Raw genomic sequence first — 19,657 nt, forward strand, 5'->3', positions numbered from 1 at the left:
CCGCACCGCGGGGTTCGGTAGGATCCTGACCCTTCGTTCGCATGTTCGGTGGCAGCGCTGGACCTCGGTGCTCGGACCCTGTGCTCCGTCGTGCCGCCGCATGCGTGGGATCGGATACGGGGCGCGCGGATATGCAGGGCACGGGGCGGGACGGGCGGGCGACATCCCGCAAGGGAAGCATCTCCGCGATGGTGCACGGACTGCCCTGGTGGCAGGCGGTGTTCGTGCTGGTGCCGTGGGCACTGGTGCCGACGGCAGGCTCGCAGTTCGGTGGCAGGTTCGGCGGCGGCTTCGTCGGCGCCGTCCTCGCCGGGGTGATCGGCGGCGGCATCGGTGGCGGGTCCGCGATGCTCTGCTCGATACTGGCCCGGCGCCCCGGGAAGGCGGGGACCAAGGTCGTCTCCCTGCTCTGCGTCAACGTCATCGCCTACGCCGGGTTCTTCGGCGTGACCGTCCTGGCGGGCAGCGCGCTCCGCCCGGCGCCCGTACCGCTCGCCTCCGCCTCCCCAACGCCGGCGTCCCCGTCGCCCCAGCCGACCGTCACCCTGTCCATGCCCGCATCGTGCCCGCACACAACCGGGCCCGCGAGCACGGACGCGGCCCTCGCGTTGACCAACGCGTTCGGCTTCAGCGCCGCTCCCGGCAACGAAATCGACGGGGGGCGCACGGTGCAGGCGCTCGGGCCGGGGGCGTTCACCGTGTCCGCCACGCCGTCCGGGGTACGGGCCGGTACCGCCGAGTGGACCGTCGAACTGGGCGCCGCGCGCGGCGGCACGCTGGGGTGCGGTACGTACCGTGATGCCCTCGAAAGCACGCGCGGGGCGGCCCCGTACATCTCCGTGTCCGGCTCCGGGCACCACTGCGGAAGCGCCCGGGGCACGTTCACGATCTACCAGATCGGCTTCACCCCGCAGGGAACCGTCGGCCTGCTGAACGCGAACTTCACCCAGCGGTGCACCCCCCGGTCCGCGCCCCTGGTCGGGTACGTCAGATTCGGCGACACCGGGCCGGCCCCGATGCCGGGCCTGCCGTCGACGGCCCTGCCGATCACGGCCCCCGAGCACGAGGTGACGACCTCGGCGAACGCCGACGAGTTCTACACGAACAGCTTTCCGGTCGACGGCGTCGGCCAGAGGCGCCACGCCGACGTCACGGGAGACGGCGTCGTCGTCACGGGACGCCTCGACAGGGTCGAGGTCAGAGCCGCGGGGTGGACGGTGGACCTCGCACCGAAGAGGGGCGAGCACCTCGCCCCGGGAACCTACGTCGGTACCCTGCGCGACAATTCCGGCTCGGCGCCGGAACTGTCGGTGAAGGAGGAGTCCGGCAGCTGCGACGGCAGCGTCTACGGCACCTTCACGGTCTATCAGGTCTCCGCTGACGCGAACGGCGCGATCACGGCGTTGAACGCGACGTTCAGCCAGAGCTGTGGGACGCCGAGCACGCCGCCGCTGGTCGGATACATCCGCTTCCACGCGACAGCGCCGACCCCGGTCCCCACGCTGCCGGCGGGCCTCCGCGACCCGGCGACCCCGCCCGCGACCTCCGGTACCGCATCGAAGCACTCCGACGAGTTCCGCGTCGACAGCGCCCCCGGGGACGCCGTCGGCCGCGGGCAGAAGACCGACATCACCGGCTCGAAGGTCACCGTCGAGGGGAGCCTCGGCCTGGTCCTGATCAATCCCGGGCAGGGGTGGAGCCTTCGGCTCATGGCGCCGGAGGGCAAGCAGCTCGCTCCCGGCACGTACGTCACCAGCGCCCCGGACGCGGTCACCGACGTCGGCGGCATCGAGGTGAGCGGGCCGGGCGGGGGCTGCGGTGGGAACGCCTACAGCACGGTCACGATCTACCAGGTAGCCTCGCGCGACGGCGCGTTCCTCTCGCAGCTCAACGCGAGTTTCAGCCAGACCTGCGCTTTGAGTTCCGCGCCGCCCCTGGTCGGCTTCATACGCTTCAACGCAACGAAGCCGACGCCGATCCCCGTGCTTGACACCTCGTCATGGTCCCAACCGGGTGCACCGCTGTCGCCCTGACGAGCCGGCTTCTGTCTCTCCGGTCATTTCCGGGTCCGGACGGGGATGCCAGGGGGAGCTTGCGCTCGCGCAGTGAGTTCCAGCTGGTGGATCGTGATCGGGTGCCGTGAGACGCTGCCCTGCATGATCGCCAAGCTGCAGTGCGTGGTGTTGGACTGTCCCGATGTCGTGGCGCTGTCCCGGTTCTACCAGTCGCTCCTCGGCGGCGTGGTGAACCAGCCGGATCCGCGGTGGACGCTGGGGGAGGGCTGGGCCACACTCCACACCGACGGCGGGTTCGTGCTGGCCTTCCAGCGGGTGGACGACTATCGGCCGCCGCGGTGGCCGGACTCCGCGCACCCTCAGCAGTTCCACCTCGACCTGGAGGTCGAGGACCTGGAACAGGTTCAGGAAGACGTCCTCGAGCGGGGCGCCGCACTGCTGGACGCGGGTGACGGACAGCGGAGTTGGCGCGTCTTCGCGGATCCGGCGGGGCACCCGTTCTGTCTCGTCCGGCACTGACCGTGGGCACCGCTGCCGGCGGCAGGCGCGCACCGGCTGGCGCCGGACAGCCCGGCTTCCGGGTCCTGGACCTCACCGGCATCGACACGGTGATCCCGCGCGATCGAACCGCGGTCCGGGCCCCGCACCCCTGACCCAGCCCTCGGCAAGCCCCGGGCCGGGGCGGCAACGGGTCATCAGCGCGGCGGGCGGCCCGGCCGGTTCAGCGGCGTCCCCTGCCGCGCGTGCCGACATCGCCCGTGACGCAGGGGCGCCGGCACGTGCGGATGGCCGCGCCACGCGTCCCGCGCACCTGCCGGCGCAGGAGGTGTCCGAGCCTCTGCCGCCGGGCGAGTCCCACCGGGGACACGGCCGTCACCGGCGTCACGCCCGGCTGGAGGACGGTGACCTGGACGACTCTTCCGACGCGAGCCGGGACCGCGTTCGTCACCTCACCGTGAAGCACGTCCCAGGCTCGCCAGACCTGTCCCGGGTCCTTGGACCACCAGGCGGGGCTGATCATCGCCGTGGACATCGGCGAGGAGCGCGCCCGCATGGCCGTCACCGACCTCGACGCGCGCATCCTCGCCGAACGCGTCGAACCGCTGGCTCTCAGCGAGGGCCCGGACGTCCTGCTCGACAAGATCACCGCGAGCGCGCTCGGCATGATCGAGCAGGCCGGACTCGCCGCCAAACCCGTCGCCGGCATCGGCTTCGGGCTGCCCGCCCCGGTGGACTACGAGGCGGGGCGGGTGCTCGGCTGGTCGATCATGTCCGGCTGGGACGGCTACGACATCCGCGGGCACCTGCGCCGTACCTGGCAGGTGCCGATCCTCATCGACAACGACGTCAACCTGCTCACCCTCGCCGAACACCGGCGCTACTGGCACGACCAGCAGCACCTGCTCTACATCAAGGCCGGCACCGGCGTCGGCAGCGGCATGGTGATCGGAGGCCAGGTCAACCGCGGCGCCCAGGGAGCCGCCGGCGACATCGGCCACGCGCGCATCAGCGGGTTCGGCGACCCGCAGTGCCGCTGCGGCAACCGGGGCTGCCTCGAATCTCTCATCGGCGGCTGGGCGCTGGCGCGCGACCTGTGGGGCGGACAGGAAGGCGTCGGGCACGGTGCCCGAGACGTCATCGACCAGGTGAGGCGCGGTGACAGTGCCGCGGTGGGAGCCGTCAGAACCGCCGGCCGGGTCCTCGGGGAAGCGGTCGCCTACGCCACCAGCCTGCTCAATCCGGACATCATCGTCCTCGGCGGCGCGCTCAGCACCATCGGCGACCACCTGATGGCGGGAGTGCGCGAGGTCATCTACCAGCGTGCCCTGCCGCTCGCCACCCGGCAGTTGCAGATCGTCCCGACGCGGTACAAGTCCCGGGCGGGCGTGGCCGGTGCCGCCTATCTCGTCCGCGACCACATCCTCCATCCGGCTACCGTCGACGCCGCCCTCTCGTCCGGGAAGTTCCCGCTGGGAAGGCTCTGATCCGGCAGACACCTCACCGCCTGCCCGCGCAAGCACACGGCCGCGTGGTCCGCATCCCTCATGCGGCCCTGCGCCGACCACTCGCCCGCTGCGGGGCCGCTTCCAGCACGCCCACCCCGGCCGGGCTGATTCCGGCCCGCACCTTTCGCTTGGACAGCCCCCTGCCGCTCCGCCGGGCCTCGGACGGCGCCGACCAGGCGCGTCAGGGAGGTGCGGTCGGGGACGATCCCCCGCTTCACGCCGGGGGATCGTCCCCGGACGGTGCCGCCTGGAGACATCGCGGCGTCCTCACGGTCCCTCTCACGGCACGGCCCGACCGGGAGGGCCTCATGTCCGCCGAAGCCGTAAAGCGGTGGACAGCTCTCCGGCGCTGGGCAAGCATCTCCGCGATGAACAACGAACCTCTCCACCTCCCCAAACGCGTGCGCTTCGTCGAGCTCAGCGCAAAGGCACTGCGGGCGCTTGCCGATGGTGACCTCGCCGGCGGCAGCGCCGAGGCCGGGGTCGCCCTTGACGAACACTTCGTCTGTGACCGAGCCCGCTGGATCTTCGGCTACCGCGCCGACCAGCTCGCCAAGGACCCCTCTGCCGCGCCCTGGATCACGCGGGCCGCGGTGTCCGAGCCGGACGGCGCCGTCGTCGGCGACGCCGGGTTCCACGGGCCGCCGGACGAGGCCGGCATGGTCGAGATCGGTTACACCGTCGTGCCCGGGTACCGTCGCCAGGGCTACGCCCGCGCCATGCTGAGGGCGCTGCTCGCCAGGGCGGCCGCCGAACCCGGCGTCAGGACCGTGCGGGCCAGGATCGGATCCGAGAACACCGCCTCCCTGGCCTCCATCGACGGCTTCGGTTTCACGCGCGTCGGAGAGCAGGGCAACGAGCGGGACGGATTCACGATCGTCTTCGAGGTCCCGGCAGACGCTATTCAGGCCGGGTAGCTTCGCGGCCTCGGTGGGCACGGTGATCAGCCCGGTCGGGACGTGACACGGGAAGGGCCTTACGGGTCGGGCTAGTTGTGAAGCCGGCCTGGGCCCGTGCGGCCTGTTCCCGTCCTGCCCTGTCCGCTATCTCCGCGCACGTCTCGGCGAGTTGCACGCCGAGCTCACCAGGCCGTGCGAGGCCACGCGGCAGTCTGTGCTCCGCGAGGCCTGGCACAGGGAACGCCGGCGGGCGGAGGGTGCCGGCCGAAGGTCACAGCCGGTCTTCCCCGATCGGCTGCTGGTCACCCTGCTCCATCTGCGCCACCAGTTGCCGCACGTGGTGCCCGCCGAGTTCCTCAAGGCGGATCGCTCCACCGTCTTGGCGGCCATCCGCCATGTCCGCCCGTTGCCCGTGGTCGCCGTGCCCGAACCGGGTCCGGCATGCCCAACCGGGTCAGCTCCTGGCGCCACTCGGGGCCGAGCTTGTCGGCCCTGCGCCGGGCGTTGCCGATGAACATCCCGATTTTGCGTCCGACTCCGTCCACGACTTCGACGGCCTTCCCTGGCCGGGTACAGGTGGCCTTCGCGGGCGCGGAGCCGCCTCGCGGCCGCCATGTCCGCCGCCCATTCGCCGGCTTGCGTGCGGGGCGCCGGGGGCCGTTCCCGCACTCAGTTCCCGGAGGGCCTCGGGCGGAGTGCAGGGATTGGCGGCCAGGGTTTGCCGGAGAGCCGCGGTCGCGCGCGACAAACCCGGCGACGTCGGGGATCACCCCCGGGATACTGGGCGCCCATGGATGAGGTCACAGTGGTCGTCGCCCATTCCGAGCGCGCGACCCTGCGTGTCGGCGACGTGTTCCTGAAGGTGGACGCCGATCAGGCGCGTATCGACGTCGAGGTCGAGGCGATGTCCCTCGCGCCGGTCCCGACCCCGGAAGTCCTGTGGCGCAAGCCGCCCGTGCTCGCGATCGCGGCACTCCCGGGGACGACGCTCGGGCGCCTCGGCGGGCCGTCGACCGGGTCTCCGGCGGCGTGGGCCGCGGCGGGCGCCGCCATCCGGAAGCTGCACGACGCCCCGCTGCCGCCCCGGCCCGGCCGGGCCGGGCGGAGCATCGTCGCCCTGGCGGCAGAACTCGACGACGAGTGCGAGTTGCTCGTGACGAACGGCGTCCTGCCCGCTGACCTGGTCGCCTGCAACCGCCAGGTCGCCGGGGCCGCGCTCCGGCCGTGGACTCCCGCGTTCACACACGGCGACCTGCAGATCGCGCACGTCTTCGTCGACGGCGACGAGATCACGGGCATCATCGACTGGTCCGAGGCGGGCCAGGGCGACCCCCTGTACGACCTCGCCACCTTCACGCTCGGACACGAGGAGCACCTCGACGACGTCATCGCCGGCTACGGCACCGACATCGACATCGACGTGATCCACGCGTGGTGGTCGTTGCGAAGCCTGCTGGCGGTTCGCTGGCTGGTCGAGCACGGCTTCGACCCGTTCGCGCCGGGCTGCGAGGTCGACGTGCTGAGATCCCGGATGCCAGGCTGTGAGGGCCCGACCGCTACGAATGCGTTCTGACGCATCGAGCAGGCCATCACCTGGGGCGCGTCGCCCGCCCTTTACTCTCGACAGAGTGCGGTGCGCAGTCGTCGCCAGCAGATTCCGCCGCAGCCGAGAGTGAGGAACGCGTGGCGGATGTCGTCGCGGATCTCCCCGCGGATGCGCAGGCGGCGGAACCAGTGCAGCAGCGCGATCGCTCCTTCCACGACCTTCCCGGCCCCGGCGACTCCGACGACGACGTCCAGGCCGTGACCGGCGGTGAGCAGCCGGTGGACCACGGCGCGACCGGCGGAAGGGCAAGGCCTCGTTGAAGGCCATGCCAACCCGATCAGCCGCCCCCGCAGCACTCGCATCCAGCCCAACGAGCCACCGGACGGCCGATACGGCAGATCTCGGACCCGCTCTCAGAGGAACTCTGCAGCCGAGGCGGACGATCATCGAACGCAGCCCGTCATGCGGCCGCTCGCATCGGTGCCGTCGTGGCGTGATGGAATTCGGAGCGTGAGTAACAGCGCGGACGCGAAGGCACGGCGCGAAGAAGAGATCGCGTTTCTCGCCATGGAGCAGATCCTGGGCGTCGACATCAGGCTTGCGGATGCCGACGGCGGTCCCAAGATGCCGGACGGTGCCTGGCTGAGCACTGACGGCGAGTGGAAAGGCATCGTCGAGGTCACCTCACCGCCAGCCGCAGATCTGATGCGCGCATGGGCTCGTGCGAAGAGGACCGGTAAACCGCAAGAAGAGAGCGGGTCGATCCCGCTTCGCCTGAACGAGCTCGCCAACGTGTGCGCGGAGCTACTCGCCGCAGAGTGGGCTCAAGAGAACATCGAGAAGCTCCGCGCCCAGCCGGCGGATGAACGTCACCTTTTCCTCTTTGGGCGCGGTCACGACGTGCAGCACTATTTCTATCGTTTGTCCGATTCATGCGAGGGTGAGCCGAGAGAGGCCGTTGGTGACCTCGTCCTGCCTGAGGGCATTTCCGACGTCTGGTTCAGGGGTCGAGCCACGCGTGAGGGCGATCGGCTGACGGGAACGACCAAGGTCTGGCTGGCCAGGTACCAAACCGGAACTGGTTGGCATCGCTACGTGGCCACGATCGGCGAACTTGACCTCCCGTCTCCCAATGCCGGGATCGCGGGTGACCTCGTGCCGGCGGACATGCGGCATCCGAAGGTCCGCACAGCCCCCGCGCAGGAGAGCGGAGCCTGAGCGACGACCGCAGTTCGGGAACGGGCCGAGCGACCAGGGCTGCATCCAGCCGGCCCCCTCCTCCTGCTGGGCCGGGACGGAGCTGGCCGTCGTCCTTTGTCATGAGCCGAAGGGCTGTCCCGTCAACGATCTCTGAGCCGCCTGGGGCATGGGGGCTGCCCTACGGCACGCCGCCACATCCGGCGAGCCGGCCGTCCACCGGAAGGAGCCCGAGCGCCGGACCTGGCGGACCGGGCATGTCCGCTGCACGCCGAAGTCGGCGCGATGGGCGGAGATGAACTTCCAGCGGCCGGTCATGCCCTCATCTCCCGGGCGACGTACTGGCTCGCCCGACGCAGGATCTCCCGTTCCAACTGCCACTGCGCCTCAGCGTTGCGCAGCCGGGCCAGCACGGCCCGCCCATGACCGCCACGGCCGAGCCGGAGCCGACCGGCGAAAGAGCGCAGGTCCTCGTATCGGCGAGGGTTCACGGGCTCAGCCCGGTGGTGATGGCGCGGCGTAACCCGGCTGTTGCGACGTGGCCGGCGCGTGCCGGCGCGAGAAGGCGGCCGTCCGGGGTCACTTGCCGCTGTAGACGGGGAAGGCGCTGTGCTCGCCGTAGTCCACATCGCGCAGGTCCCGCAGGACGTTCATGTCGTCGTCGGAGATGTCGAAGTCGACCTCGGCGTTGGAGCGCATGTGCTCGGGGTTCGCCGTCTTGGGCAGGGACACCGTGCCCAGTTGCAGGGTGTACCGGATGCACAGCTGGGGGACGGACACGCCGTATTTCTGTGCCATCGCCTGGACTTCGACGTTCTTCAGGATGGCCCCGTGGGCGATCGGCGAGTACGCCTCGACGAGGATCTGCTTGCTCTCGCAGTAGGCCAGCAGGTCGGAGGGGGTGTTGCCGGCGTGTACGAGCAACTGGTTCACGTGCGGGACGACGCTCCCGCCCTCAAGGATGTTGTCCAGGTCGTGCTGCTGGAAGTTGGACACCCCGATGGACCGGACCTTGCCGGCCCGGTGGGCGTCCTCCAGGGCCCGCCACGCCTCGCGGTTGCCCTGGGCGTAGTCGCCGCCGCGAAAGTCGTCCCACGGCTGCGGGCTGTGGATGAGCATCAGGTCGACGCGATCCAGGCCCAGTGCGGCGAGGGAGCCGTCGATCGCGGCGAGCGCCTGGTCGTAGTCCTTGATCTCGGCGGCGAGCTTGGTCGAGACGAACAGCTCGTCGCGCGGCACCCCGCAGGTGCGGACGCCCTCGCCGACGCCGCGCTCGTTGCCGTAGGCCTGGGCGGTGTCGATGTTGCGGTAGCCGATCGACACGGCTGCGCGGACCGCGTCGGCCGCCTTGTCGTCGTCGATGAACCAGGTGCCGAGTCCCAGCCGGGGGATCTCGACGCCGCCTGCCAGCGTGTAGGTCTCGTTCAGGACGGTCATGCGTGCGCTCCGTTCTTCGGCAGCGTGCCGTACACCTCGTCGGTGACGGGCTCCAGCCATTCGTTGCTGACGTTCTCGCCCGGCGTGATGAAGGCGACGTGCGAGAACCAGGAGTCGGCCTTCGCGCCGTGCCAGTGCTTCGTGCCCGCCGGGACGCGGACCACCGTTCCCGGCTCCATGCTCACGGGCTCCTCGCCCTCGGCCTGGTACCAGCCGCTGCCCGCCGTGCACAGCAGGACCTGGTCGCCGCCCCCGCCGGTGCCGTGGTGGATGTGCCAGTTGTTGCGGCAGCCCGGCTCGAAGGAGACGTTGCTGACGGGAACGCTCCCCGAGGCCAGCGGGGCCAGGTAGCTCTGGCCGGTGAAGTACTGCGCGAAGGCGTCGTTCTTCTCCCCGAGGGGGAAGATCTGATCAAATGCGTTGTCAGCCATCTCGTTCTCTCCGTTGAACTCCACACGCCCCGCTCACCGTGCGGGACGTCGTTGTACTGGTAGCGCCGGTGATCAGGCGGAGTGCTCGTCGGCGATCTTCTTCAGCTGCGTGATCGCAGTCATCGCGTTGGGCCATCCGGCGTAGAACGCCAGATGCGTGATCGCCTCGGACAGCTCCTCCACCGTGAGCCCGTTCTCCAGGGCCACGCCCAGGTGGTAGGGCAGCTGCTCGCTGCGGTAGAGGGCGGCCAGCACACTCACGGTGACCAGGCTGCGGTCCCGCGGCGACAGTCCGGGCCGCTCCCACACGTCCTGGAACAGGACCTCGTCGGTGACCTCGACCAGCTTCGGCGCGATTGCGGCAAGCTCCTGGGGCGCGGACTGCTTCGGCGCGAGGGATGACTCCTGATCGAACGGGTGGACCGGTTCGCCGGGCAATTGTCGACGGCCGGCGCTCCGGGCGGTGCCGGGGCGGCACCATGAATCTCACTCAGAGTAGTGATTCTTATGCGGTATCGCTCGGCCCGTCGGACGGGTGCGTTCCCCTACGGGTCCGACAGGGCCTTTTCGAACGGCCGGCGTCCGTCTTCTTGGCTCTCGTCATGGTCTCGAACCACTCGGCGAGATCGTCGAAGCCCTCCTGGCACGCGGTCTCGGCGAAGGAGGCGTGACGCATGTGCGCTGCGCCTCGAGAGCGAACGCCACCTTCGGGTGTGTGTGCGTCTCGGTGATCCCGAGCCCTGTCCACACGTGGTCTCCCTTCGGGGAACGGGTCGCATTCCGAGGGGCGGGGCCCTGTTCGGCGATCTTTGCAGACAATCGCCCGCATACATGTCGATATGCGTACTGCATCCGCTAATCGGCTCCTATCAGACACCGAATGGGTGGCGCGGGCTGACGTACCCCGGCCCGCCGCTTTCTGGTGGCGGCTGCTCAGCAGGCGAGGATGCGAGCAGCCCGGCTTTCCGCGTCGGAGGCCGGGGTGCCGCGGTGCCCGGGAGGACGTACGGCAACGACCCGCAGCGTCAGATCGGGACCGCAGATTTGCCGCGCGGTCCGGAAAGCCTGGCGCCCGGTGCGCCGGCCCGCGACCCAGGCCGCACCTTCACCGGCGGCCTCATGCCGCCAACGGGCGCACCCACCCCCGACCGGGTTCGCCGTCACCGGCGACTGTCCCCAGGCGGGCCGCCGGACCGTCCGGATATGACGGGCGATCACGACGACAGCGCCCTGCCCGTACCCCGCCCCGCTCTCCCGCCGGTGCCGGTGCGGGGCCGGTTCCACGACGGCCTGGAGGCCGCGGAGCGGGAGCAGTTCACCCGGCCGGTGCCCAAGGGCGCGGCCGACGACGCCGGCCGGACCCTCGCCGCCCACGAGCGGGAGCGCGACCGAAGATGAGGTGCAGGAGCTGGTTGCCAAGGCCCTCGGCCACGCATACTCCCGGAATTCCGGGGTGCACACCCTGAGGGACTGAAGGTGGTAGGCACCCGCGTGGATCACATCGACTCAGCTTCTGAACGAGCCGCCCGGGAGAGCCGGTATACCTGGCTGTGACTGCGCGCGCCAGTGGGCGGGTGAGCGCTTCAGCGCGCAGGTCGGTCCGCGGAGACCAGCCACCGCCAGCGTCGACGCTCAGTGACGAGGGTGGCGGCGGCCAGCAGGGTCACGGGGCCCGCCGCCCAAGCGGGCCAGGCCAGCCACGAGGAGACCACGGCCGCGGCGAGCTGGAGCAGCACCAGCAGGATCGTGGCCCAGCCCGGCACCGCGATGATCACGTTGGCCTTGTCCCCCGGGGTGGAGAACAACGTCGGAAGGCCGATCAGGGCCACCACGGACAGGGCGGCAAGCAGCCATGAGTGGCCGGCCAGGGCCCAGGGGGTGGTCACCCACGCGACGAGTTCCGTCGCGAAGCGCAGGGCGGACGCAGCGCGGTCGTCCGGCCGTCTCGAGATTATTGCCCCACCAGCAGCGTCGGTCACCTGCGGACGATCTCATGGCGCGCGGCTGACTGCCAGGGGTTTGGGAGGCCGCCGTCGGAGAATCCCGCGCCCTCCGTGACGTCGCCGCAGGCCGCGACGGAGGCGAGAACGGTGTCCGAGGACGGGCACGTTGCGACGGCCACCGGCGGTCGGCACAGCCTGCGGCCACCGGGCATGGGGCGGGGATGGCCGCAGTCGGAATGCGCCCGGTGCGGTCGAGCTCCTGGGCGAGCCGTAGCGGCAGCGGCGCCGGTTCACGGATTGCGCCGACCGGGGTGTGAGTGCCGGCTTCGGTTGTCGCGCCGGGGGCGATGATGGAGCCGCCGGGCGCGCGGATGTCGACCTGCCAGGCCAGAGCCTTGCCCGGGGTCGAGCCGACGGAGGACAGCCAGCGCTGCCTGCCGGTGGCCCCGGTCCCGCACGTGCAGTCCTCCGGAGGGGGTGCGCCTCCGCAGTGCGGACGCATCGTTTGGCATGACTCGGCCGGTGTCGTAGCGCCGCGAGGACACCAAAACAGACCGCGTCGCGCTCGGCGCCCGAGCCGAGCGGGGGTCGGTACCGGTCTCGGTGAGGAGGGCACCAGCCTGGCCGCTGGAGGCCCGGAACACGTCACGGTGCTCACCGGCACGCAACTGCCCGGCACCGTCGCCTCGGTGACCTACGCTGCCGCGGCCGCTCCGGCGGTGTCGGCCTCCGCTTCGGCGTCGATGTCCACCCATCGCTCGGTGTCGTGGTCGTAGGTGAGGTGATCGCGGTCGGAGGCCGCCTTCGCCTCGGGCTCCGCCGAGCGCAGCCGGTCGCGAAGTTCGGGGTTGGGGGCGGCAGCGGCCAGGGCCTGGGTGTAGGGGTGTTGCGGGTTGAGGATGACCTCGTCGGCCGGTCCACGCTCGACGATCCGCCCGCGGTTCATCACCATGATGCTGTCGGAGAAGTGCCGCGCCGTGGCCAGGTCGTGGGTGATGTAGAGCACCGCGAGGTCGTCTTCCCGCTGCAGCCGGGCCAGGAGGTTGAGGACGCCGAGCCGGCTGGAGACGTCCAGCATGGAGACGGGCTCGTCGGCGACGATCACCTGTGCGCCGGGCGCGAGGGCGCGGGCGATGGCGACGCGCTGGCGCTGGCCGCCGGAGAGCTCATGCGGGCGCCGGTCCATGAGGTCGGCGGGAAGGTTCACCCGCTCAAGGAGTTGCGCCACCTTCTCGCGGACCTGTTCGCGTCCCTTCGCCCGCCCGTGGAGCACCAGGGCACGGGCCAGGTGGTGCTCGGTGCTGTGGAAGGGGTTGAGGGAGGAGAAGGGGTCCTGGAAGACCATCTGGACGTGATCCCGGTAGTGGCGGTCCCCGATCCGCGTCCCGTCCGGGCCGAGGGCGGCGATGGTGCCGGACGTGGGCTTCTCCAGGCGGGCGATCATGCGGGCGATGGTGGACTTGCCCGATCCGGACGCCCCCACCAGGGCGACCGTGCGACCGGGCACCAGGGTGAAGCCGACCCGGTGGACGGCCCGCAGCCGGGCATTGCGCAGTCCGGACCTGAGGGTGAACTCCTTGACGAGATCGCGTACTTCGAGCGTGGTCATCGGGTACCCCCGTTGGAGCGAACCTGGTTGCGGTCGGCCGTGCCGTGCCCGGTCGGCGCGGGTGGCACGGTGTCCGGGCCGGCCGGCACACCGTCACGCAGGAACGCTCCGCGCTCCCCCGTGAGGCTCGGGAAGGATTCCAGGAGCCGGCGTGTGTACGGATGGCGCGGCTGCCGGTAGATCGTCTCGGCGCTGTCGTACTCGACGATCCGGCCGCGCAGCATCACGGCGATACGGTCGCTCAGTTCGAGCAGCAGTGGCAGGTCGTGGGTGATGAAGACGACGGCGAAGCCGAGTTCGTCGCGCAGGCGGAGGATCTCACGCAGGATGCCGCGCTGCACCAGCACGTCGAGGGCGGTGGTGGGCTCGTCCATGATCATGGCCTGTGGGTCGAGCAGCAGCGCCATGGCGATCATGACGCGCTGCCGCATGCCACCGGACAGTTCGTGCGGATAGGAGCTCATGCGGCGGGGCTCGACACCGACGAGTTCCAGCACTTCGGCACAGCGGGCCCTGCGCTCCTGCTTGGACATGCCGGGGCGGTGTGTGGTGAGCACGTCCTCCAGTTGCGCCCGCACGGAGGTGACCGGGTTGAGGGCGTTCATTGCCCCCTGGAACACCATGGACAGCTTCGACCAGCGGAACCTGCGCATCTGCTCGGGGCGCAGGGTGAGCAGGTCCAGGTCCTGTCCGTCGCGGTCGTGGAAGGTGACCGAGCCGGAGGTGACTTCCGCAGGCCACTCGTGGAGGCGGTTGACGGCATAGGCGAGGGTGCTCTTGCCGCAGCCGGACTCGCCCGCCAGGCCGAGGATCTCGCCCCGGTGCAGGGTCAGCGAGACGTCTTTGACGGCGTGCACGGGCGGGGCGCCCCCGTAGACGACATTCAGGTCCCGCACCGTCAGCACCGCGTCCTGTGCGACGTCTCCGGCTGCCGGGGCAGCGTTCGGCGACCGATCGTGGCTCATGCGGCGGTACTCCTGACGGTGTGCTTTCGGCTGCTCCCGGACGTGGCCCGGGCAGTCCGCTGACGGACGGGCCGGCGCAGCCGCGGGTTGATGATCTCGTCGAGACTGAGGTTGATGAGGGCGAGCCCGCATCCGAAGGCGGCGATGATCAGGCCGGGCGGTACGAACCACCACCACGCCTCACGCTGGAGCGCGAAGCCGTTCTGTGCGAAGTACAGCATCGTGCCCAGCGTGGAGGAGTTGGAGGCGCCCAGGCCCAGGAAGGACAGGCCCGCCTCGCTGAGGATGGCGGCGATCACCGAGAAGACGAACTGCGAGGCCAGCACGGGCAGCAGGTTGGGCAGGATCTCCACGCAGATCACCCGCCAGCGCTTCTCGCCGACGACCCTGGCCGCCGCCACGTAGTCGCGGTTGCGCACGGAGAGGGTCTGGGCCCGGAGCACACGCGCCGCCGCGGCCCAGCCGGTGAGGGCCAGCACCAGGGCGATGGTCCACGATCCGCGCTGGTCCGCGGGGACGAACCCCGAGATGACGATCACCAGAGGCAGGCCGGGGATGACGAGCATGACGTTGGAGAACAGGGAGAACACCTCGTCGACGATGCCGCCGACGTATCCGCCGATCACGCCGACCACGGCGGACATGGCCGTGGCCATGACGCCGACGAGGAGACCGATCTGCAGCGAGCCCCGGGTGGCATGGGTCAGCTGGGCGAGCACGTCCTGGCCGGTCTGCGTGGTGCCCAGCCAGTGGTCACCGCTCGGTGCGGTGAGGCCCATGTTGCGGATGGTGTCGGGATCACCGGCGAACAGCGGTCCGACGAGACCGAACAGCGCGATGGCGACCACCAGACCGAGACCGACGGCCAGCTTCGGTGACCAGGCCGGCAGGATGGCGCGCCAACCGGTGCGCCGGGTGGACGCGGGGGAGGGCGCGACACCGGGCTCGGCACCGGGCGGCAGGTCCTCCAGGCCGTTGGATGGGGGAATGACACTCGTCACGGTTGGTCCTTCCGCTCAGTTGCCCGCTCGGGTACGGGGGTCGATCAGTCCGTAGAGCAGATCCACGAGCAGGTTGGCGCCCAGGACCGCGACGGTGATGACCAGGAAGATGCCCTGCATCAGCGCGTAGTCGTTGTTCTCGACGGCCTGCAGCAGCCGGCTGCCGATGCCCGGGTAGGAGAAGACCTGCTCGGTGATGACGGATCCGGACACCACGAAACCGAGAGAGGTGGCGAACCCCGCGACCGAGGGGAGCGCGGCGTTGCGTGCGGCGTAGCGGATCATGATGCGGCTGCCCCGCAGGCCCTTGGCGCGGGCCGTGAGGATGTAGTCCTCGGCCGCGGTGGACACCATCATGTTGCGCATCCCGAGCAGCCATCCGCCCACGGAGGAGATCACGATGGTGAGTGCCGGGAGGATGCCGTGGTAGATGGCCGAGGAGATGAACGGCCAGTTCCAGCCCATGGACAGGGTCACGTCGTATCCCCCGAGCAGCGGGAACCAGTCCAGGGTGGAGGACAGCAGTGAGGCCAGGATCAACGCCAGCCAGAAGTACGGCACAGCCGCCAGCACGGTGGTGCTGGGGATGATCGAGTCCAGCCAGGTACCGCGCTTCCAGCCCACCACGGTCCCGAGGACGAGACCGAGGACGAAGGAGATCAGCGTCGCCAGTCCGATCAGGACGACGGTCCAGGGCAGGGACTGCCCGATGACGTCCGACACCTTGGCCGGATAGGCGCTGACCGAGACCCCGAAGTCGCCGTGCAGCAGGTTGTTCAGGTAGGAGAAGTACTGGTGGACGAGTGAGTCGCTGCGGTCGGCCCCGAGCAGGATCTCGTAGGAGCGGCGTACCGACGGGTCGACGGCCCCGCCACGTTGCTGCAGCTTCGCGATCAGGATGTCCACCGGGTTCCCCGGCATCATCCTGGGGATGAAGAAGTTGAGGGTGACGGCCGCCCACAGGGCGACGACATAGAAACCGATCTTGCGGGCGAAGTACCTCATCGGTCACTGCCGATCACGACGCGCTCCTCCTCGACGGGCTGGTCCGCTTCCTCATGCCTCACTTGGCCGGCTTGAGGTGCATGAAGATCTGCGAGTTGTCGGGCGAGCCCCACACCGCCGGGAAGGCGTAGAGGTCGTCCTTCGTGGGCCAGCCGCTGAACTTGCGCGCGTGGTACTCGCTCGTGGTGCCGCCCGTGAGGATCGGGATGTACGGCATCGACTTCTCGATCTCGGTCTGGATGGTGTCGTAGTACGGCTGCCGCGCCGCGGTGTTCTGCGGGTCGATGGCCTTCAGGGCGTTGAGGGCGGCGTCCACCTCGGGGTCCTTGAACCTGGAGAAGTTCGGGTTGGCGGCCTGGCCGACCGGCGCGGTGGTCTGGGAGGAGAAGAAGTAGCTGTAGAGGTAGTAGGGGTCCGGGGCGGGTCCCTGGCTCAGGGAGTCGATCAGCAGCTGGTACCGGCCGCGACCGCGGGCGTCGGACCACTCGTTCCAGGACACCTGCTGCACAGTGAGCTTGATACCCGCCTTCTTCAGCTGCTCGGCGAGCGTGTTGACCGCCGTGATGTAGTCGGTCCAGCCGGAGACGACCTCCACCGTGAGGGCCAGCTTCTTGCCGTTCTTGGCGTATATGCCGTCGGCGCCCTTGGTCCAGCCGGCGTCCTGCAGCAACTGATTGGCCTTGTCCGCCTGTGGCTGCATCGGCGCGATGCGGTCCGTGAGCCGGGCCGACACCAGCGCCTTGTCACGTTCGGGCAGGGCGAATCCCGGTGAGATCTCGCTGGCCGTGTTCTCGAAGGCCAGCGCGTTCAGCTGGGTGCGGTCCACGGCGTAGTAGATCGCCTTGCGCACCGCCGGTTCGGTCTGCGGTCCCGTGCATCCCAGGTCGGCGTTGGAGCAGGTGAACAGGGCGACCTGGTTCATGGGGACCGTGATGGCCTGGTAGCCCGGGTAGTTCTTCGCGACGTCCTTGATGTCGGGGACGGGGCCGGTCTGCCAGTCGATCTGGCCGGCCTTGAGGGCGTCGGCGCCGGACTGGTTGCCGGACAGCGCGAGGAAACGGATCTTCTTCAGTTCAGGAGCACCCCCGTAGTAGTCCGGGTTCGCTTCGAAGGTGAACGCCTGCGGTTTGAACTCGGCCAGCTTGAACGGCCCGGTGCCCACCGGGTTCCTCACCAGATCCTCGGTCGGCTTGGCGATCTTCGACCACAGGTGCTTCGGCACCATCCAGAACTTGCCGAGGATCTGGGGACCGTCACTGAAGGAGGGCTTGGCGAACGTGATCTTCACATGCGTGGCGTCGACGGCCGTCGCCGTTCCGGAGTAGCCCGTGCTGTTCATGCCGGGGTTCTTGCGGATCATGTCGAGGGTGAAGACGACGTCGTCCGCGGTGAACTTCTGCCCGTCACTCCACTTGGCGTCGGACCGCAGGGTGATCGAGAGCTCGGTGCCCGTCGTGTTCCAGGAGAAGGACGTGCCCAGTCGCGGCACGGGCTTGTCCTTGCGCACGAGGTTGTAGAAGAACAACGGCTCGAAGATCGAGCCCGAACCGCCGATCGTGGTCGGCGAGTAGGGGTTGAAGTTGATCTGGTAGTCGCCGCTCTGACCTGTGTAGGCGACCAGCGTGTCGGCGTTCTTCTGGCCTCCGGCGCCACCGTTGCATGCTGTGAGGACGAGGCCGAGGGCTACAGATCCTGCGATGGCGATACGACGCGACTCACTGCGAATCCTGGACATATGTGCCACTCTCTCGAGGCGGTCCTTGGCGGACGGCCGGCCGGAGTCCCGGAGCCGCCTCGTGGAGGCCGGGAACCACGCTTACGTGAGCGAGATTGTTAAGCTGGCGAATAAAGAAGTCAAGACATCGACACGAACTCCAGACGCTTTCGTCGGCGCACCGCACAGCGACCGTGGCCGGTGCCGTGCTCTGCGGGGTTGGCGCGTCGTCGGCGGCAGTGCTTCCGGCCTGCCGCCGTTGCTATGTTCGTTGCGTAAAATAAGCTGGGTCCAGCGCCGGGAACTCCGGCCGAAAACAGCGCCTACCTGGGCGCCGGGGAGGATGCCGATGGGCGGGCCGGCAAGGGACATGCCACATGTGACCAGCAGGGCCGCGGTACTGGACGTCATCAGGGCGGCCGGGACCATCAGCCGTGTCCGGCTGATCGAGGCGACGGGCTTCACGGGCGCCACGATCTCCACCGTGGTGCGGCGTCTGATCGACGACGGCCTGGTCACCGAGGTCGGCCGTTCCGAGTCCACCGGGGGCAAGCCGCGGACCCTGCTGGCGCTGAACGAGCGCGCCCGGTACGCGGTCGGCGTCCACCTCGACCACTCGGGTATCACCTATGCGCTCACCGACCTCGGGGGTTCGGTCGTGGCCCGGATGTCCAGGGCCGGGGCGGGCACGGAAAATCCCCCCGTGGTGGTGGCCCGCATGACCGACGAGGTGGACAAGCTGATCCAGGGCGTCGGCATCAGCCGGGACCTGGTGCTCGGCCTGGGTCTGGTGTCACCGGGGCCGCTCACTCCGGCCAGCGGCATGCGCCTGACGCCTCCGACGATGCGGCACTGGGAGGACTTCCCCCTCGACCGGGCACTGGCGGAAGCCACCGGCCTTCCGGTCGTCCTGGAGAACGACGCCACGGCCGCCGCACTCGGGGAGCACTGGTCGGGAGTGGTACGCGGCACCCCGAGCTTCGCCGCCGTCTACATGGGGTCGGGCATCGGCGCGGGCATCATGATCGACGGGGTCGTCTACCGCGGCCGGAGCGGCAACGCCGGCGAGATCGGACACATGTGCCTCGACGTGGACGGTCCCGACTGCTGGTGTGGCGCTCGCGGGTGCACCGAGGCGCTCGCGGGCCCGGCCGCCGTCGTGACGCAGGCACGGGCCGACGCGCGCGTCTCCCGGGCGGCCGGCCTGGCCCAGGGGCCGGGCGGCCGGCGTCCCTCGGTGGCCTCCGACTTCGCGGCCGTGGCACGGGCCGCCAGACTCGGGGATCACGGCGCCCGGGAACTGCTGGAAAACTCCGCGCGCTGGCTCGCCCTGGCCACGCGGGCGCTCGCCAACGTCATGGATATGGACACGCTGGTGCTCACCGGGCCCGGCCTCGCCGTCGCCGGTTCGGTGTATCTGCCGGTCGTGCAGGAGGAACTGGCCCGCACCTTCTTCGCGCGCGCAGCACACCCGGTGGTCGTGCGTCTGTCGGACTCGGCCGCCACCGCTCCCGCCATCGGAGCGGCGACCATGGTGTTGCGGGCGGAACTGGTGCCCCTGCGCCAAGGGGGACCCCTGCTGTCGAGCGCCCGGAGCGACCCGGAACTCAAGGCCGCGGCCGGGGCCGAGTCCGCGCTCGGCGGCCGCACCCGGTGACGACCGGCCGGCGTTACTTTCGCCGCCTACCGAATATTTCCCCCCGGTAACCCTTGTCAGAGGGCGAACCCCACTCCTAACGTCATGGACGCATCGGCGAGCCGGGACTGTCACGTCCCGCCGCCCGGACGTGCGCCACGGCCCTGTGCGCCGCTCTGCATCGGACTCCTGCGGGCGGTCGGAGCGGCCACCCTCCGGCGCCCGTCGCCCCCACCCGGCCTTCTCGGACCGG

20 protein-coding genes are annotated in these 19,657 nt (G+C 70.1%); 8 read left to right on the top strand and 12 right to left on the bottom strand.

The window, feature by feature from the left end; all coding sequences use genetic code 11:
- Positions 1-188 precede the first annotated feature (188 nt).
- The 4 genes from ACH4SE_RS17075 to ACH4SE_RS17090 all read left to right on the top strand — a co-directional run bounded on the left by ACH4SE_RS17075 (position 189) and on the right by ACH4SE_RS17090 (position 4,938).
- A complete protein-coding gene (locus tag ACH4SE_RS17075; protein WP_398544192.1) occupies positions 189-2,033 on the top strand; it encodes a hypothetical protein in 1,845 nt (614 codons plus the stop codon).
- A gap of 123 nt (positions 2,034-2,156) precedes the next feature.
- Complete coding sequence (locus tag ACH4SE_RS17080) at positions 2,157-2,534, top strand: VOC family protein (protein ID WP_398544549.1); 378 nt, start codon at positions 2,157-2,159, stop codon at positions 2,532-2,534.
- A 476-nt stretch (positions 2,535-3,010) separates the two neighbouring features.
- Positions 3,011-4,000, top strand: coding sequence for an ROK family protein (locus tag ACH4SE_RS17085; protein ID WP_398544193.1), 990 nt, complete (start codon positions 3,011-3,013; stop codon positions 3,998-4,000).
- 389 nt (positions 4,001-4,389) lie between these two features.
- Positions 4,390-4,938: a GNAT family N-acetyltransferase gene (locus tag ACH4SE_RS17090; protein ID WP_398544194.1), complete on the top strand. Its 549-nt coding sequence runs from the start codon at positions 4,390-4,392 to the stop codon at positions 4,936-4,938.
- A 253-nt stretch (positions 4,939-5,191) separates the two neighbouring features.
- Here the strand turns inward: ACH4SE_RS17090 and ACH4SE_RS17095 are convergent, their stop codons facing one another.
- On the bottom strand, positions 5,192-5,317 hold the full coding sequence (locus tag ACH4SE_RS17095) for a hypothetical protein (RefSeq protein ID WP_398544195.1): 126 nt from the start codon (positions 5,315-5,317) through the stop codon (positions 5,192-5,194).
- 393 nt (positions 5,318-5,710) lie between these two features.
- On the opposite strand from ACH4SE_RS17095, the gene ACH4SE_RS17100 reads away from it, so the two are divergent.
- Complete coding sequence (locus tag ACH4SE_RS17100; RefSeq protein ID WP_398544196.1) at positions 5,711-6,493, top strand: phosphotransferase family protein; 783 nt, start codon at positions 5,711-5,713, stop codon at positions 6,491-6,493.
- Positions 6,494-6,534: 41 nt separating this feature from the next.
- On the opposite strand, the gene ACH4SE_RS17105 is transcribed toward ACH4SE_RS17100, so the two are convergent.
- Positions 6,535-6,753, bottom strand: coding sequence for a hypothetical protein (locus ACH4SE_RS17105; RefSeq protein ID WP_398544197.1), 219 nt, complete (start codon positions 6,751-6,753; stop codon positions 6,535-6,537).
- A gap of 223 nt (positions 6,754-6,976) precedes the next feature.
- On the opposite strand from ACH4SE_RS17105, the gene ACH4SE_RS17110 reads away from it, so the two are divergent.
- Entirely contained in the window at positions 6,977-7,684 is a 708-nt protein-coding gene (locus tag ACH4SE_RS17110) for a hypothetical protein (protein ID WP_398544198.1), read from the top strand.
- Between the two features lie 293 nt (positions 7,685-7,977).
- On the opposite strand, the gene ACH4SE_RS17115 is transcribed toward ACH4SE_RS17110, so the two are convergent.
- The 4 genes from ACH4SE_RS17115 to ACH4SE_RS17130 form a co-directional block, all read right to left on the bottom strand.
- On the bottom strand, positions 7,978-8,154 hold the full coding sequence (locus tag ACH4SE_RS17115) for a hypothetical protein (RefSeq protein WP_398544199.1): 177 nt from the start codon (positions 8,152-8,154) through the stop codon (positions 7,978-7,980).
- 88 nt (positions 8,155-8,242) lie between these two features.
- Positions 8,243-9,100, bottom strand: a complete 858-nt coding sequence (locus tag ACH4SE_RS17120) for an aldo/keto reductase (protein WP_398544200.1) — start codon at positions 9,098-9,100, stop codon at positions 8,243-8,245.
- Positions 9,097-9,531, bottom strand: coding sequence for a cupin domain-containing protein (locus ACH4SE_RS17125; RefSeq protein ID WP_398544201.1), 435 nt, complete (start codon positions 9,529-9,531; stop codon positions 9,097-9,099). The genes ACH4SE_RS17120 and ACH4SE_RS17125 overlap by 4 nt, the downstream gene beginning before the upstream one ends.
- Positions 9,532-9,603: 72 nt before the next feature.
- Positions 9,604-9,969: a carboxymuconolactone decarboxylase family protein gene (locus ACH4SE_RS17130; protein WP_398544202.1), complete on the bottom strand. Its 366-nt coding sequence runs from the start codon at positions 9,967-9,969 to the stop codon at positions 9,604-9,606.
- Positions 9,970-10,734: 765 nt separating this feature from the next.
- Between ACH4SE_RS17130 and ACH4SE_RS17135 the strand changes: the two genes are divergently transcribed.
- Positions 10,735-10,929, top strand: coding sequence for a hypothetical protein (locus ACH4SE_RS17135; protein WP_398544203.1), 195 nt, complete (start codon positions 10,735-10,737; stop codon positions 10,927-10,929).
- Positions 10,930-11,114: 185 nt separating this feature from the next.
- On the opposite strand, the gene ACH4SE_RS17140 is transcribed toward ACH4SE_RS17135, so the two are convergent.
- The 6 genes from ACH4SE_RS17140 to ACH4SE_RS17165 all read right to left on the bottom strand — a co-directional run bounded on the left by ACH4SE_RS17140 (position 11,115) and on the right by ACH4SE_RS17165 (position 17,789).
- Positions 11,115-11,417: a hypothetical protein gene (locus tag ACH4SE_RS17140; RefSeq protein WP_398544204.1), complete on the bottom strand. Its 303-nt coding sequence runs from the start codon at positions 11,415-11,417 to the stop codon at positions 11,115-11,117.
- A gap of 751 nt (positions 11,418-12,168) precedes the next feature.
- Positions 12,169-13,083, bottom strand: coding sequence for an ABC transporter ATP-binding protein (locus ACH4SE_RS17145; protein WP_398544205.1), 915 nt, complete (start codon positions 13,081-13,083; stop codon positions 12,169-12,171).
- Positions 13,080-14,048, bottom strand: a complete 969-nt coding sequence (locus ACH4SE_RS17150) for an ABC transporter ATP-binding protein (protein ID WP_398544206.1) — start codon at positions 14,046-14,048, stop codon at positions 13,080-13,082. The genes ACH4SE_RS17145 and ACH4SE_RS17150 overlap by 4 nt, the downstream gene beginning before the upstream one ends.
- A complete protein-coding gene (locus ACH4SE_RS17155) occupies positions 14,045-15,049 on the bottom strand; it encodes an ABC transporter permease (protein ID WP_398544207.1) in 1,005 nt (334 codons plus the stop codon). Before ACH4SE_RS17155 ends, ACH4SE_RS17150 begins: the two co-directional genes overlap by 4 nt.
- 15 nt (positions 15,050-15,064) lie before the next feature.
- A complete protein-coding gene (locus ACH4SE_RS17160) occupies positions 15,065-16,054 on the bottom strand; it encodes an ABC transporter permease (protein WP_398544208.1) in 990 nt (329 codons plus the stop codon).
- Between the two features lie 58 nt (positions 16,055-16,112).
- Positions 16,113-17,789 (bottom strand): ABC transporter substrate-binding protein, encoded by a 1,677-nt coding sequence (locus ACH4SE_RS17165; RefSeq protein ID WP_398544209.1) that lies wholly within the window; start codon positions 17,787-17,789, stop codon positions 16,113-16,115.
- A gap of 349 nt (positions 17,790-18,138) precedes the next feature.
- On the opposite strand from ACH4SE_RS17165, the gene ACH4SE_RS17170 reads away from it, so the two are divergent.
- The gene (locus ACH4SE_RS17170) at positions 18,139-19,425 is read left to right on the top strand and encodes an ROK family protein (protein WP_398544210.1); all 1,287 of its coding nucleotides are present in this window, start codon (positions 18,139-18,141) and stop codon (positions 19,423-19,425) included.
- Positions 19,426-19,657: the final 232 nt, after the last annotated feature.

It is taken from the genome of Streptomyces sp. NPDC020983 (assembly GCF_044333485.1).
Taxonomy (GTDB): Bacteria; Actinomycetota; Actinomycetes; order Streptomycetales; family Streptomycetaceae; genus Actinacidiphila.